Genomic DNA, 13947 nt, shown 5'->3' on the forward strand with positions numbered 1-13947 from the left:
GCCGACCCGGAGGCTTTGCCATGCAACCAAAAACGGAAGGGCTCGAAGAACACGGCCCAAGTGGTGTGCCTTTCATCAACGATCCGGAAAAACCCACCTCACCGCCGCTGAATGATGCCGATGCCACCGATGCCGCAGAGGCTGAGCAAGACATCGAGGACGATGGCCAATCGCTCTGAGTGTGGTGCAAAAAAATGCCGGGGCGATGCCTCGCCCCGGCACATTCAGCACAGGCCGATGCCCTTAGCTGTTGCGACCGCCGCCGTGGCTGTTCTGTCCGCCTTTACGGCCAGCCTCCGATGCGCGTTCGCGGTCATTGGCAAAGTTGCCGCCGGAAGCCTGGCCGCCCTTGCGGCCTGCCTCGGATGCCTTCTCCCGGTCATTGGCAAAATTGCCTGGGTTGTTCTGAGCGGTACCGCCTTGATGCCCACGGTTGCTTTGATTGTTAGCCATGATCTTTCACCTCATGTGGCACACAGGAAAGTCTGTGTTCAACTCCGACGCTTCGGCAGGGGGGCAATGCTCCCGTTAAATTGCCGTTGCCGGACGAAACGCATGAAAGGACCGGATGTGGGATTAATCGCGCTGCAGAACTTGGTCAGCCAGTATCTGCAATCGGTTTTATCAGCGTCCCGGCCTTTGTCGGTTTGAAAAGTGGTCACTCCCCGTTGGCTCGCCATGCTGGCAGGACGCAACTGAACGTGGCCTACGACGTTCAGGTCAACCGCTAGCGATCAGGAGAGGAGGTTGACCGTTGGACATTGAAGCGTTGCTGACTGAGTTGCTGAACGCCCGTGGCCCTGGTGGCCAGGAAGATGAAGTTCGAGCCATCTGTGTGCGAGCGTTGAAAGACGTGTGCGACGAGGCCTATGTCGACAGGGCCGGGAATGTGATCGGGGTCGTTCGAGCGTCTCGTGCGTGTGACCCTGATGCAGCCATCCGGGTCATGGCCCACCTTGATGAGATCGCCATGATCGTCAAGAACGTTCGTGCTGATGGCACCTTGGAAGTCTTGGCCCTGGGCGGGGCGCAGCCCATCAGTTTTGGTGTCTGCCCTGTCGATATCCTGGGCGATGAAAAGACCCTGCCAGGTGTGCGGTCTTACGGCTCGATGCATAACAGCGGTCGGACTTCGAACGGGCGAGATGTGCTGGCAGGCAATGTTCAGTGGAAGGATGTCTACGTCGTTACTCGCACCTCCAAAACCGAGCTGGAGCAAGCAGGCGTGCGGCCTGGCACGCGTGTGGTGCTTAGCCAGCATTGGCGCAAACCCTTCCAGGTCAATGATTGTGTCGCGGCTCATTTTCTGGATGACCGGGCGCCGTTGACTGCGGTGATCCACTGCGCACGGCTGCTGCACCAGAGAAGGCAACAGCTGCAGCAAGACGTCTGGTTCGTCCTGACCACCCTGGAAGAGGAGTCCAATGCCGGTGCCCTGTACGCGGCTTCCAGGCTGCCAGGCGAAACCACCATCGCGGTCGAGGTGGGGCCGGTGCTGGAAGAATACGGTACGCAGCTCTCGGTCAACCCGATCATCAATACCGGCGACCAGAAGGGCTACTACAGCCGCCCGGTTGTTCAAGCGTTGATCGCCGCCAGCCGGCGAGCAGGTTATGCGCCGCAGTCGGCACTGCTGGTGGATTTCGCCTCCGATGCCAGTGCGGTGCTGAGCACGGGCATTGATGCCCAGGCGGGTTGCATCGCCATTCCCACTGAAAACACCCACGGTTTCGAGATGGTGCCGGTGGAGGGTATTTCGGCGTGCGCTGCGACGCTGGTGGAGTATCTGACAGGCTCGACGGCTGGTGGTCCGCAACGGACACCAGCGTGAGCCTGGCTCGAACCGACGTCACAACGACGCTAACCGTTCGGACATCACGGCCATGCCGGTAGCCCGTCAAGGCTGCTGGTAATGCCCTGGCGATGTGCCGGGCTCGTGGTCATGTTCAAGGCGCTGAACCTGAACGTCAGTGAAGGATGACGCTTCGTTGCGATGCAGGCCTTGCAGATAATCGCGAGCAGCTTCGCGGCTGAGGTCTTCCTGCTCACTGCGCAATTCGCAAGTGCCGGGTTGGTTGTCGAGGATGTAACTGATCAAGTAGAGGTAGCTGGCCATGTCGAAGGTCCTTTTGCAGATAGAGAGAGGCGCGAACCTTCTGGTTGATCGTGGCGCAATCGAATCCGTTCACCCCGGTTGATGGTTGGCTGCATCACCGTGGTCGTGGCCATTGCATTCAGAGTCCCCTCTATCGGCACCGAGAATACCCAGGCCACCAGCAGCCATCTGCCAAGAAAAAAGGCCTGCGTTCATTAGCGCGTTTCGTCCGCCTTTTCGAAATTCAATGCACGATGCGGCGCTTGGTACCGGTCACTGATAAACACAGACCTTCCTGTGTGTATCTACCGACATGAGGTGTCAATCATGGCTAGCAATCAGGACAACCGCGGTAATCAAGGCGGCAACGCCAACACCAATCCTGGCAACTTCGCCAACGACCGGGAAAAGGCTTCCGAAGCCGGGCACAAAGGCGGCCAGGTATCAGGCGGCAACTTCAAGAACGACCCGGAACGCGCCTCTGAAGCAGGCCACAAAGGGGGCCAGGCCTCGGGAGGCAATTTCAAGAACGACCCTGAGCGTGCGTCGGAAGCGGGCCATAAAGGTGGCCAGGCGTCAGGGGGCAATTTTGCCAATGACCGCGAAAAGGCTTCCGAAGCCGGCCGTGTAGGTGGCCAGCACAGCCACGGCGGCGGTCGCAAGAGTGATGACAACCGCTGATCATCCATGAAAGTGCAGGGGGCAGCGCGGCTGCCCCTGCGCACTGATGAGGACCTGCTTATGTTCATGCATAACAAGCGATTGCAATACACCGTGCGCGTGGCGCAACCCAACCCCGGCCTGGCTAATTTACTGCTGGAACAGTTCGGTGGGCCGCAGGGTGAACTGGCCGCCGCGATGCGCTACTTCACCCAGGCGGTCAGTGAGGATGACGCAGGACGCAAGGACATGCTCTATGACATTGCCACCGAAGAGCTCAGCCACCTGGAGATCATCGGCTCGATCGTGGTGATGCTCAACAAAGGCGCCAAGGGCAGCCTGGCCGAAGGCGTGGAGGCCGAGGGCGAGCTGTACCGCTCGCTGACCGGCGCCGGCAATGACTCCCATGTCACCAGCCTGCTATACGGTGCCGGAGCCCCGCTGGTCAATTCCGCCGGGGTACCGTGGAGCGCGGCCTACATCGACACCATTGGCGAACCGACGGCCGACTTGCGCTCGAACATTGCTGCCGAGGCGCGCGCCAAGATCGTCTATGAACGGCTGATCAACGTCACCGATGATCCCGGCATCAAAGATGCCCTGGGCTTCTTGATGAGCCGTGAGATCGCCCACCAGATGTCGTTCGAAAAGGCGCTGCACGCTATCCAGCCAAACTTCCCGCAAGGCAAGTTGCCCGGCGACCCTGAGCTCAATCGCACGTATTTCAATCTGTCCCAGGGCGGGGAGATGCGTGGGGCCTGGAATGAAGGGCAAGACTGGATTTACGTCGATGAACCGCAGCCCGCTGTGGACGGTGGCGATGGCTCGGCCAGTGTCCAGCTCGATGAACGCGGCGCAGACACCCTCGCAGCCATGAAGCTGCGTACCCAGTCGGACCCGGATGCGCAACCTCTGACCGGAGCGGAACTCGGCAAAGTGAACAGTGGGCAGCAATGAGAAATGCCCGCGCCGGAGCGAGTCCGGCGCGGGATGCGTATTCAGCGCTTGGCTTCTGCATCAGGGTCGGCCGAGCGGGCCAGGAACGCGCGGGTTACTTCCGGCAGATGCGCCTTGAGCCATTCGGCCATGGCGACTTCTTCCTCGAGGATCGAACGACAGGCTTGCGCCGTCGCGCTGTCGCCGGCCGCTTCGGCGGCTTCTATGAGCACGGTGTAGGACGCAATCTCCAGGTTTTCGAACACATAGCCTGCCATCGCCCCTTTGACCACTTCATCGCTCATGGTCATCCCGCCGACCGCCTGCCCGAACGCCATGAGCTTGCCCGCCAGGTCCTTCAAGGTCGATGTGCTGCCGCCCAGGCGCTCGATGCATTCGACCAGCACGCGCTGCTGCCCTTGGGTCTCTTCGATATGTTTGACGATGCGGCCTTTCAGCTCGGGGTAATGCTCCAGCCGCTCTGCCTGTCCCTTGAGCATGCTCTCGGCCTGTTGCTCCATTGCATGGGCGTCACGCAGCCAGTCGAGCAGGTTTTCTTTCGCACTTGCCATGATCAGTACCTCGCATCCAGTGATAGGTACCTGTTGGGAAAGCGCCCGGCGGTGCCACGCTCAGTTGAATCGACGAATGGGGGCATGGGCAGGAGCGGATTCCACCGGGCAGAAGCGCCGAACTTCAGGTAGGCGTCGTACTCGTAACGTTTAGACACATAATGACGAGACGAGGTCGGCATGAGGATGATCCACGGCACTTCGCATTTTCGACCTTATACCTCGGCGTCCGGTGGCTGGGGGTCTGCCCATTCGGTGCTGAACATCCTCTGGCGCGAGCAGACCTTGATCAACGGCACGCGCGCATTGACCAAACAGAACAAGCCCAAAGGTTTCGCCTGTGTCAGTTGTGCATGGGCCAAGCCTGGCGACCCTCACGCTTTGGAATTTTGCGAAAACGGCGCCAAGGCGACGGCCTGGGAATTGACCGCGTTGCGCAGCTCACCCGAGTTCTTCACGGCGCATTCGCTCAGCGAATTGCGTGGCTGGACGGATTACCAGCTGGAGCAGCACGGCCGTCTTACCCATCCACTGCGGTACGACAAGCAGACCGATCGGTATGTGGTGACGAGCTGGGAGGAGGCTACAGAGGCAATCGCCACGCAACTCCGTGCGCTGAGCCCCGACGAGGTGGTGTTCTATGCGTCAGGGCGCGCCTCGCTCGAGACGTCGTTCATCTACCAGCTGTTTGCCCGTGCCTATGGCACCAACAACCTTCCCGACAGTTCCAACATGTGCCACGAAAGCACGTCGGTGGGCTTGCAGGAAAGCATTGGCGTGCCGGTGGGCACGGTCACCCTGGCCGATTTCGAACACACCGATTGCATCTTTTTCTTCGGGCAAAACGTCGGCAGCAACAGCCCACGCATGCTTCATCCGCTTCAAGAGGTGCGCAAGCGCAACGTTCCGATCATCACCTTCAACCCGATCCGGGAGCGGGGGCTGGAGCGCTTCGTCAATCCACAGTCCCCCACTGAAATGCTCGGTCCGAAATCCACGGCCATCAGTACCCAATATCACCAGGTCGCCATCGGCGGTGACACCGCTGCCGTCATGGGCATTGCCAAGGCCCTGCTCGAGATGGAGGACCGGTCGAAAATCAACGGCGAGCCGCCCGTGCTGGATCACGCTTTTCTTGCGCAACATACCGAGGGCCTGGTCGACTTCATGGAGCAGGTGCGGGGCTATGCATGGGCTGAGCTGGAGCACCGGTCCGGCCTGAGCCGCAGCGCGATGGAGGCCGCCGCCACGGTGTATGCGCGCAGCGAGAAGGTGATGATCGTCTATGGCATGGGCATGACCCAGCACCGGCACGGCGTAGGTAACGTGCAGATGCTGGTCAACCTGCTGTTGTTGCGCGGCAATATCGGCAAGCCGGGAGCCGGTATCTGCCCGGTGAGGGGGCACTCCAATGTGCAGGGCCAGCGCACCGTAGGGATCACCGAAGACCCTGCAAAGGTGCCCAAGGACAAGATCGAGGCACTGTTCGGCTTCAAGGTCCCTGAGCACAAGGGCCTGACCACGGTCGAGGCCTGCGAGGGCATCGATGGCCGCGTGAAGGGGTTCATCGGGCTTGGTGGCAACTTTCTGCGCGCGGTACCCGACACGCGACGAATGGAGCCTGCGTGGGCGGGGCTTGGTCTGAGCGTGCAGATCGCCACCAAGCTCAATCGCACGCACCTGGTGCCCGGTGCACACACCTGGCTACTGCCCTGCCTGGGCAGGATCGAAATCGACCGCCAGCGGGGCATAGAGCAGACGTACACCACTGAAGACAGTACCGGTTGCATTCACGCCTGGCGTGGCACTGCAGAACCGGCAGGGGAGCAGTTGCGCTCGGAGCTTGCGATTGTCGCCGCCTTGGCCGACGCCACGCTGGGCAACGCCGTCGCCATACCCTGGCTGCACTGGAGCGAGGACTACGCACGCGTTCGCCAGGCCATCAGCGAAGTCTACCCCGACATCTTCCATGACTTTGAAACACGCATGTGGGAGCCCGGTGGGTTTCATCGGCCGTTGGGCGCTGCGCAGCGCCAATGGGCCACGCCGTCGGGCAAGGCCCAGTTCATTACGCCCGCATCGCTGGACGAGGATGATGATGTCCTGTCAGGCGAAGCGGGCCGAAATGTCCTGCAACTGATGACGCTGCGCAGCAATGACCAGTTCAACACAACGGTGTACGGCTACGATGATCGCTTCAGGGGCGTGAAGGGCACGCGCAAAGTGGTGTTCCTCAACCGCAACGATATCGTACGCCTGGGCTTCGTGCCGGGCGGCTGGGTGCGCTTGCGCACGGCCATTGAACCGGCTGTGCGGCGTGAGGCAGGCCCTTTTCAGATCATCGCCTACGACATCCCGGAGGGGTGCGCTGCGTCTTACTACCCGGAATCCAATGCGCTCGTCCCGCTATGGCACCACGCCAGACGCAGCAAAGTCCCGGCCGCGAAATCGGTGCCGGTGATCTTGATCGATGCGCAGCCAGATGCCGACGATCTCGAGCATGCCGTGCCCGCAACTGACCAGGTCGTGTAGCGGGACTTCGAGCAGAGGGAGCCCTATGGAGAGTGTTGAATGGGGGCTGATGGCGGCACGGGCCCAGTTCGCCGTAACCATCAGCTTTCATATCGTGCTGGCGGCGTTCAGCATTGGTCTGGCGAATTTCCTGCTGGTGCTGGAGGCGCTGTGGCTGTGGCGCCGGGAGCAGGTCTATCGGGATATCTACCGGTACTGGCTGAAGCTGTTCGCGCTCAACGTCGCGATCGGTACTGCGTCAGGCCTCATCCTCGAATACCAGTTGGGTCTCAACTGGTCACGGCTGTCCACCCAGGCAGGGGAAATCCTCGGGCCGCTGATGTTCTACGAGGTGATGGCGGCGTTTTTCCTCGAGGCAGGTTTCCTCGGGATCATGCTGTTCGGCATGAAAAAGGTGGGGCCCAAGCTGCATTTCTTCGCCACCTGCGCGGTGGCTGTCGGCGCCATCATCAGTGCCTTCTGGATCCTCTCGGCAAACGCCTGGATGCACACGCCGCGCGGTTTCGGCATTGGCCCGGATGGACGGTTTATCGCGCAGGACTGGTGGGCGATCATCTTCAACCCGTCTTTCCCTTATCGCTTCGCCCATATGCTGCTGGCCACCTTCCTGGCCACCGCCTTGCTCATTGCTGGCGCGAGTGCATGGCAGTTGTTGCGCGAATCCTCCAACCGCCATGCCAGAGTACAGTTCAGCATGGCAATGTGGACCCTTGCCGTGCTCGCGCCTGTCCAGCTGGTTGCAGGCGATCTGCATGGCGAGAACACGCTGAGGTATCAGCCACAGAAGGTGGCTGCAATGGAGGGCGCATGGGTGCGCCCTGCACCCGGCGCAGGTGAGCCGTTGCGGTTGTTTGCATTGCCCGACATGGCCGAGCGGCGAAATCATTTCGAGTTGGCGATTCCACGGGTAGCTTCGTTGTATCTGCGCCATGACCTGAGCAGTTCGATCACACCGCTCACGGAATTCGCGCCCCAGGACATCCCGCCTGTCGCGATGGTGTTCTGGGCCTTCCGCCTGATGGTGGGCTTGGGGCTGCTGATGATCGTCCTGGGCATCACCAGCCTGGTATTGCGCCACCGACAGCGCTTGTACACGGCGCGCTGGATGCTCCGTTGCTGCGTGCTGATGGCCCCGGCCGGTTTCATCGCCATGATCAGTGGCTGGGTGGTCACCGAAGTGGGCCGTCAACCCTTTACGGTCTACAACGTGCTGCGAACGGCTGACAGTGTATCGCCGGTCTCCAGGGACCAGGCCGTCGCCGCTACCGGCGTGATTCTGGTTTTCTACCTGGTGGTGTTCGGCATCGGCTTGTGGGTATTGCTGCGCATGCTGCGTCATCCTGCCAAGGCAGAGGAGCCAGAACCGCAGCCGACCCTTGCGGATGAAATCGGCAGGCCATGAGGTGCGCCTATGCTCGAAGGTGACGTGATCGTTTTGCTTTCAGCTGCCGCTCTCGCGTTCTCGGTGCTCAGCTACGTGCTGCTCGACGGTACGGATCTGGGCGTCGGTATTCTCTTGGGGCTGACCCGCAGCGCCGGGCGACGGCGCGCCATGGCGGTGTCGATCCTGCCCATCTGGGATGCCAACGAAACCTGGCTGGTGCTGGGGGGCGGAGGGCTGCTGGCGCTGTTTCCGCTGGCGTATGCGGTGCTGCTACCGGCGTTGTACCTGCCCTTCATTGCCATGTTCCTGGCGCTGATCATGCGTGCCATGGCATTGGAATTTCGCGATTACACGCAAAGCCCGACCCTCAAGCGCGGCATCGACGCGCTGCACACATGCGGGTCGTTGGTCGCCGGTGGATGCCAGGGCGCGGTGCTGGGCACGCTGGTGCAAGGCATTTCCAGCCAGAACGGGCAATTCAGCGGAACCGGCTGGGAATGGCTCAGCCCTTTCGCACTCTACTGCGCGGGCGTGCTGGTGGTGGGCTATGCGTGGCTCGGGGCCTGTTGGCTGTATTGGCGAAGCGAAGGTGACCTGCAGCGAACAGCGCGCAGGCAAGCGCAATGTCTTGCTGCAGCCACCCTGGTGCTGCTGATGGTGCTGCTCCTCTGGACCTCTGGCCTGAACCCCGGTTATGCGCAGCGACTTTCCAGCCCGGTCGTTCTGGGGGCAATGGGCGGAACAGGTCTGTTTGCCTTCATCGCTTTTGCGCTCAGCTTTCGAAGTCGCTACGACGTAGTACCGCTGATCTGCGCGCTGAGTGTGTTCGTCCTGGCGTTCACGCTGATGGTCATTACCCTCTTTCCGCTGATCGTCCCGCCCAGCCTCACGCTGTTCAGCGCCGCGTCGGGCAGGACAAGCCAAACGTTCATGCTGGCTGGTTTTGTCCTGCTGATGCCAGTGACCTTTTTCTACAACACCTTTGGTTTCCGAGTGTTTAGCGGGAAAGTCCATGTGTGGGGGCGAGGCACACCCTGAGCAATCATTTCATGGCTGGGCTATCACCAGTCCACTGGCTGCCGGTGAGCCGAACAGCGATCTTTTGGGGAGCGGGCGCCCGCGAAGAGTTCAACGCGGCGCCTTGACCTTCCAGTACTACTGCACAAACCCTGATAACCTCCAGGCTATCGACGTGTCGATGGTCCGCCAGTGGTGGGCTTACATCGCATGACAAGGTACTTGCAGCTGCCGATCCTGAGCAGAAGCCGATGACAGGGGTAATGAATGCTTTTCGTAGTGCTGCTTGGCGGTAAACACCCTCGGGCAAAAATCGAGGTGCACGACGTCGTTTTCGTGGTGGCCGATACGCTGGAACAAGCCTACCCGCAACTGCGTGACAGCTGGTTCGGCAGCCTCAAAGGCATGCATATCGACGCCTGGATGGCTGTCGATGGTGTCGAGGGCTGGCGGGTGGAATTGAGCAGCTTGGCGCCATTGCCCGATGCACCTCGCCTGTACTTCATCAACCTGGGTGGCTACGAGTCACAGACGTTCGGCGAAGCGCATCATTATCTGTTGGTCGTGGCCAGGAGCAAGAGCGAGGCCAAGGCAAAAGGCAAGCGGCAGATCCTGTCACATTGGGCGCAGGCCCATACCGATGCGGTGCTGGACGTTGACGACTGCTTGCCCATTGATGAAGTGGGCGGCCGCTATGTGCACCTGGTTGAAGGGCCGCATACCGGGATCGTGCAGCGCAACGACTACATCGTACTGGCCTAGCCTTGGCCCCTGGCGAGCGGCGCAAGCCTGCGAGGGGCTGGCCGCTCGAACCCGGTGCGGGTCAGATCAAGCCTTCGGCTTTCAGGGTTTTCTGCACGGCCGGGCGGTTGGCGACGCGCTTCTGGAACTGCACCACCGTTGGCCAGGGCGAGAGGTCGATTTTCAGCATCGGCGCCCAGTTGACGATGGTGAACAGGTAGGCATCGGCCACGCTGAATGCGTTACCGGTCAGGTAATCCTTGCCCTGCAAGGCCTTGTCGACGAACCCCAGGCGTTTGCCGAAGGTTTCGATGGTCTTGCTCTTGGCCTCCGGGCTGATGCTCGGGTTGAACAAGGCGGCGAGGGTCTTGTGCAGCTCGGTACCGATGAAGTTCAGCCATTCCTGCACCCGCGCGCGCTCCAGCGTGCCAGCAGGCGGTAGCAGGTTGGCCTGGGGCTTGTGCTCGGCAAGGTACTGGATGATCGCCGGGCCCTCGGTGAGGACCTCGCCGTTATCCAGCTGCAGGGCCGGCACATAGCCTTTGCCATTGAGCGTGTAGAAATCCGCACCGCTGGCCGTGGTATGGGTCTTGAGGTCGACCTTTTCGACGGTGTAGGGCAGGTCCAGTTCGTTGAGGACGATATGCGGCGAGAGTGAACAGGCACCCGGCGAGTAAAAGAGCTTCATGGTCTTCTCCCATTGAGTGGGCCAGCCGGGATACGGCTGGCGTGGTGAGGCGCTGTGCAGCGCTCAGGTTATGACAGCAAAGCAGGCTCTCAGGCAAACCGCTGACCAGCGGCCAGCACAATCACTGCTCATCGATGATTTCCCGGGCCAGGGTCAGGCGGCGCGTGTGGAAGTCGTACTCATACAGCTCGGCATAGCGCCCCCACTCGATGGCCACCTTGAGCACACGCTCGGCTTCCTCGGCGTCCATGTACTCCGTCAGGCGGTCGAGCACGGTTTTTTCCTGCAGACCGGCAGGCTCCAGGTGCAGGCTGTCGAGGATGTAGCCGATCAGCGACACGCGGCCCTTGCACTGGCGTGCGAACAGGTCCTGGCGCCGCGCCTGGCGGGCGGTCACGTAATTGCGGCCGTGGCGTGTGAGGCGGATGTCGCCCTCGACCACCTGGGCGAAGCCGAGCAGGCCGAGTGCCTCGTAGATCGGGAACAGGACCTCGTCGGGCAGCTCGGTTTCCTCGGCCAGGTGCGGCAGGTCGGCCTCGCCGTTGAACGGTTCGCCGGCGATCAGTTCGAGCACGCTCTCCATCCGCGCGATATCCGCGTCGGGCAGCCGGTAGCCGAGCTCCACGGCCGGTGGCGCGCCGGCGGCAGCGATGGCCTCGGGGCGCTGGGTCATCAGCGCATAGACCTCGTCGATCAGCGCGCGGACCTCTTCCGAGTCAGCGTTGCGCGGGCGCGGCAGGTCGATGTGCAGTTCTGAACGCACCCGGCCCGGGTCGCTGGAGAGGATCAGGATGCGGTCGGCCATCATCACCGTTTCCTCGATATTGTGCGACACCACCAGAATGCTGCGGGTGGTGATGCGGTGTTCTTCCCAGAGTTCGAGCATGTCGTCGCGCAGGGTTTCGCCGGTGAGCACGTCGAGGGCCGAGAAGGCCTCGTCCATCAGCAGCACTTCGGGGTTCATCACCAGGGCACGGGCGATGCCCACGCGCTGGCGCATGCCGCCGGACAGTTCGCGTGGCAGGGCGCCGCCGAAGCCGGACAGGCCGATCAGTTCAAGCGCGGCGTCGGCCAGGCGCTCGCGTTCGGCCGGGCTCACACCCTGGGCCTCCAGGCCGAGTTCGACGTTCTGCTGCACGGTCAGCCAGGGGAACAGCGCGAAGGTCTGGAAGACCATGGCCACACCGCCCACCGGGCCGTGGATCGGCTGGCCGCGGTAGGTGACGGTGCCGCGGTCGGCGCCGATCAGGCCGGCGATGATCCGCAGCAGGGTCGACTTGCCCGACCCGGAGCGGCCGAGCAGGGCGACGATCTCACGCTCGCGCAGCTGCAAGTCGACGCCTTCGAGGATGGTTCGCGGCGTGCCGTCGGTGGCGCGAAAGGCCTTGCTCACGCCCTTGAGCTGGATCAGCGGTGGTTGTTTCATGGCAGGTCCTCAACGACGGCTTTCGGCGCGCAGGTACAGGCGGCGCCAGAAGAAGCGGTTCAGCAGCATCACGTAGATGCACATCACGCCGATGCCCAGGGCAATGCGGTGGAAGTCGCCGGCGTCGGTCATCTGCTTGATGTAGCTGCCCAAGCCGTCGGCCACCAGCGAAGTGTCGCCCCAGCTGACGTATTCGGCGACGATACTGGCGTTCCACGAACCGCCACTGGCCGTGATGGCGCCGGTGACGAAGCTGGGAAACACCGCTGGCAGGTACACGCGCTTCCATTTCAGCCAGCCGCGCAGGCCGAGGTTGTCGGCGGCCAGGCGCAGTTCATAGGGAATGGCCGCAGCCCCCGCCACCACGTTGAACAGGATGTACCACTGGGTGCCGAACACCATCAGTGGGCTCAGCCAGAGGTTCGGGTTGAGCTGGAAATGCACCAGCAGCAGGACGACCAGCGGGAACAGCAGGTTGACCGGGAAGGCGGCGAGGAACTGCGCCAGCGCCTGCACCTTCTGCGAGTAGCGCGGGCGCAGGCCGATCCAGATCGACAGCGGCACCCACACCAGCGAGGCCAGGCCAATCAGCAGCATCACCCGGCACAGTGTGATCAGGCCCAGGCCGAGCACGTGCAGGGCTTCGCCCCAGCCGACGTCCTGGTGCACGAACAGCCCCAGGCGCAAGAAGGCAAAGGCGCAGGCCAGCACCAGGAGGATGTCCCAGGCGCGCGGCCACCAGGCCGGCAGGCGCAGCCACGGGCGTCGCGCCACGGTGCCGTCGTGGCGCTGGGCGAACCAGCCCATGGCGTTCTGCAAGCCCTTGGCCAGCTGCGCACTGCAGGCGCTCAGCCAGCGGCTGCGGCGCCCCCAGTCAAGCAACCAGGCGCGTTGCGCGGTGTCGCCTTGGGTGTCTTCGAAGCGGAAGCGGTCAGCCCAGGCCAGCAGCGGGCGGAAGAACAGCTGGTCGTAGAGCAGGATGCCGGTGAGCATCGCGCCGATGGCCCAGGCGATGGCGCCGAGGTTGCGTTGGTCGATGGCCACGGCGATGTAGGAGCCGATGCCGGGCAACTTGATGTCCTGCCCAGCCACCGAGATGGCCTCGGCGGCGACCAGGAAGAACCAGCCACCCGACATCGACATCATCATGTTCCACAGCAGGCCAGGCATCGCGAACGGCAGCTCCAGGCGCCAGAAGCGCTGCCAGGCCGAGAGACGGAAGATCCGCGCAGCCTCGTTCAGCTCCGGCGGCACGGTGCGGAACGACTGGTACAGGCTCAGCGCCATGTTCCACGCCTGGGAGGTGAAGATGGCGAAGATCGCCGCGCATTCCACCCCCAGCAGGTTGCCCGGGAACAGCGCGATGAACGGCGCGATGGCGATGGCCTGGAAACCCAGGATGGGTACCGACTGGAGCACGTCCAGTAACGGGATCATGGCCTTTTCGGCGGCGCGATACTTGGCCGCCAGCGCAGCGAAGACGAAGGCGAACAGCAGCGAGAAGCCCAGTGCGATGAACATCCGCAGGATGGTGCGCATCAGGTAGTAGGGCAGGTTGACCGGGTCGAGGGCAATCGGCAGCGCCTCGCCGACCACGAACGGCCGGCTCATCTGCATGGCGCCATAGGCGGCCAGCACCAGGACCACCAGCACCAATGGCAGAAGGATCCAGTCCCAGCGATTGGGCGCTACCTCACGCAGGCCTGGCGAGGGGTTGAACAGGCGGGCCATGAACAGGTCTCGATCGGGATGTGAATGAGTGCAGTGCCAACACCTGAGCCAGTATGGTTGAGGTGGATGACAGGTCAATGTGGCTATAACTGACGGCCAGATGGTAGTCACCATGCTGTTCGGATAAGGTTCAGCTGTCCGAAATGGAATGTCACGTGAAGGCAC

Annotated in this window: 13 protein-coding genes and 2 pseudogenes; 9 read left to right on the top strand and 6 right to left on the bottom strand. The window is 62.3% G+C overall.

What is annotated here, in order from left to right:
• Positions 1 to 20: 20 nt before the first annotated feature.
• On the top strand, positions 21 to 179 hold the full coding sequence (locus tag HU738_RS14105) for a hypothetical protein (protein ID WP_186603834.1): 159 nt from the start codon (positions 21 to 23) through the stop codon (positions 177 to 179).
• Between the two features lie 64 nt (positions 180 to 243).
• Here the strand turns inward: HU738_RS14105 and HU738_RS14110 are convergent, their stop codons facing one another.
• Positions 244 to 453, bottom strand: coding sequence for a con-10 family general stress protein (locus HU738_RS14110; protein ID WP_054883325.1), 210 nt, complete (start codon positions 451 to 453; stop codon positions 244 to 246).
• A gap of 301 nt (positions 454 to 754) precedes the next feature.
• Here HU738_RS14110 and HU738_RS14115 point away from each other — a divergent pair, with 301 nt between their 5' ends.
• Positions 755 to 1831, top strand: coding sequence for a zinc-binding metallopeptidase family protein (locus tag HU738_RS14115; RefSeq protein ID WP_186603833.1), 1077 nt, complete (start codon positions 755 to 757; stop codon positions 1829 to 1831).
• Positions 1832 to 1897: 66 nt separating this feature from the next.
• Here HU738_RS14115 and HU738_RS14120 read toward each other — a convergent pair whose 3' ends face one another.
• Positions 1898 to 2116 carry a hypothetical protein gene (locus HU738_RS14120; protein ID WP_054883323.1) on the bottom strand — a complete coding sequence of 73 codons (219 nt, stop codon included), beginning with the start codon at positions 2114 to 2116 and terminating at the stop codon, positions 1898 to 1900.
• A gap of 306 nt (positions 2117 to 2422) precedes the next feature.
• Here HU738_RS14120 and HU738_RS14125 point away from each other — a divergent pair.
• The 3 genes and pseudogenes from HU738_RS14125 to HU738_RS14130 all read left to right on the top strand — a co-directional run.
• A pseudogene (locus HU738_RS14125) lies at positions 2423 to 2683 on the top strand (con-10 family general stress protein); the annotation flags it as partial.
• Positions 2684 to 2776 (top strand): annotated as a pseudogene (locus tag HU738_RS26110) (con-10 family general stress protein); the annotation flags it as partial.
• A gap of 60 nt (positions 2777 to 2836) precedes the next feature.
• Positions 2837 to 3712, top strand: a complete 876-nt coding sequence (locus tag HU738_RS14130) for a manganese catalase family protein (RefSeq protein ID WP_176508022.1) — start codon at positions 2837 to 2839, stop codon at positions 3710 to 3712.
• A 41-nt stretch (positions 3713 to 3753) separates the two neighbouring features.
• Here the strand turns inward: HU738_RS14130 and HU738_RS14135 are convergent, their stop codons facing one another.
• Positions 3754 to 4263 carry a ferritin-like domain-containing protein gene (locus HU738_RS14135; RefSeq protein ID WP_186603832.1) on the bottom strand — a complete coding sequence of 170 codons (510 nt, stop codon included), beginning with the start codon at positions 4261 to 4263 and terminating at the stop codon, positions 3754 to 3756.
• A gap of 180 nt (positions 4264 to 4443) precedes the next feature.
• On the opposite strand from HU738_RS14135, the gene HU738_RS14140 reads away from it, so the two are divergent.
• The 4 genes from HU738_RS14140 to HU738_RS14155 all read left to right on the top strand — a co-directional run bounded on the left by HU738_RS14140 (position 4444) and on the right by HU738_RS14155 (position 9958).
• On the top strand, positions 4444 to 6795 hold the full coding sequence (locus tag HU738_RS14140) for an FdhF/YdeP family oxidoreductase (protein ID WP_186603831.1): 2352 nt from the start codon (positions 4444 to 4446) through the stop codon (positions 6793 to 6795).
• The gene (locus HU738_RS14145; RefSeq protein ID WP_225923456.1) at positions 6734 to 8197 is read left to right on the top strand and encodes a cytochrome ubiquinol oxidase subunit I; all 1464 of its coding nucleotides are present in this window, start codon (positions 6734 to 6736) and stop codon (positions 8195 to 8197) included. Before HU738_RS14140 ends, HU738_RS14145 begins: the two co-directional genes overlap by 62 nt.
• 9 nt (positions 8198 to 8206) lie before the next feature.
• A complete protein-coding gene (locus HU738_RS14150; protein ID WP_186603830.1) occupies positions 8207 to 9217 on the top strand; it encodes a cytochrome d ubiquinol oxidase subunit II in 1011 nt (336 codons plus the stop codon).
• A gap of 246 nt (positions 9218 to 9463) precedes the next feature.
• Entirely contained in the window at positions 9464 to 9958 is a 495-nt protein-coding gene (locus HU738_RS14155) for a DUF1543 domain-containing protein (RefSeq protein ID WP_186603829.1), read from the top strand.
• Positions 9959 to 10019: 61 nt separating this feature from the next.
• Here the strand turns inward: HU738_RS14155 and gstA are convergent, their stop codons facing one another.
• The 3 genes from gstA to HU738_RS14170 form a co-directional block, all read right to left on the bottom strand.
• Positions 10020 to 10625: a glutathione transferase GstA gene (gene gstA / locus HU738_RS14160; protein WP_186603828.1), complete on the bottom strand. Its 606-nt coding sequence runs from the start codon at positions 10623 to 10625 to the stop codon at positions 10020 to 10022.
• A 121-nt stretch (positions 10626 to 10746) separates the two neighbouring features.
• Positions 10747 to 12051 carry an ABC transporter ATP-binding protein gene (locus HU738_RS14165; RefSeq protein WP_176508028.1) on the bottom strand — a complete coding sequence of 435 codons (1305 nt, stop codon included), beginning with the start codon at positions 12049 to 12051 and terminating at the stop codon, positions 10747 to 10749.
• A 9-nt stretch (positions 12052 to 12060) separates the two neighbouring features.
• Entirely contained in the window at positions 12061 to 13782 is a 1722-nt protein-coding gene (locus HU738_RS14170) for an ABC transporter permease (protein ID WP_186603827.1), read from the bottom strand.
• Positions 13783 to 13947 lie beyond the last annotated feature (165 nt).

It is taken from the genome of Pseudomonas vlassakiae (assembly GCF_014269035.2).
Classification (GTDB): Bacteria; Pseudomonadota; Gammaproteobacteria; order Pseudomonadales; family Pseudomonadaceae; genus Aquipseudomonas; species Aquipseudomonas vlassakiae.

Coding starts and splice junctions, on each gene's coding strand:
- HU738_RS14105 (WP_186603834.1), top strand. CDS start 21: ATGCAACCAAAAACGGAAGGGCTCGAAGAACACGGCCCAAGTGGTGTG.
- HU738_RS14110 (WP_054883325.1), bottom strand. CDS start 453: ATGGCTAACAATCAAAGCAACCGTGGGCATCAAGGCGGTACCGCTCAG.
- HU738_RS14120 (WP_054883323.1), bottom strand. CDS start 2,116: ATGGCCAGCTACCTCTACTTGATCAGTTACATCCTCGACAACCAACCC.
- HU738_RS14130 (WP_176508022.1), top strand. CDS start 2,837: ATGTTCATGCATAACAAGCGATTGCAATACACCGTGCGCGTGGCGCAA.
- HU738_RS14135 (WP_186603832.1), bottom strand. CDS start 4,263: ATGGCAAGTGCGAAAGAAAACCTGCTCGACTGGCTGCGTGACGCCCAT.
- HU738_RS14140 (WP_186603831.1), top strand. CDS start 4,444: ATGAGGATGATCCACGGCACTTCGCATTTTCGACCTTATACCTCGGCG.
- HU738_RS14145 (WP_225923456.1), top strand. CDS start 6,734: ATGCGCAGCCAGATGCCGACGATCTCGAGCATGCCGTGCCCGCAACTG.
- HU738_RS14150 (WP_186603830.1), top strand. CDS start 8,207: ATGCTCGAAGGTGACGTGATCGTTTTGCTTTCAGCTGCCGCTCTCGCG.
- HU738_RS14155 (WP_186603829.1), top strand. CDS start 9,464: ATGCTTTTCGTAGTGCTGCTTGGCGGTAAACACCCTCGGGCAAAAATC.
- gstA (WP_186603828.1), bottom strand. CDS start 10,625: ATGAAGCTCTTTTACTCGCCGGGTGCCTGTTCACTCTCGCCGCATATC.
- HU738_RS14165 (WP_176508028.1), bottom strand. CDS start 12,051: ATGAAACAACCACCGCTGATCCAGCTCAAGGGCGTGAGCAAGGCCTTT.
- HU738_RS14170 (WP_186603827.1), bottom strand. CDS start 13,782: ATGGCCCGCCTGTTCAACCCCTCGCCAGGCCTGCGTGAGGTAGCGCCC.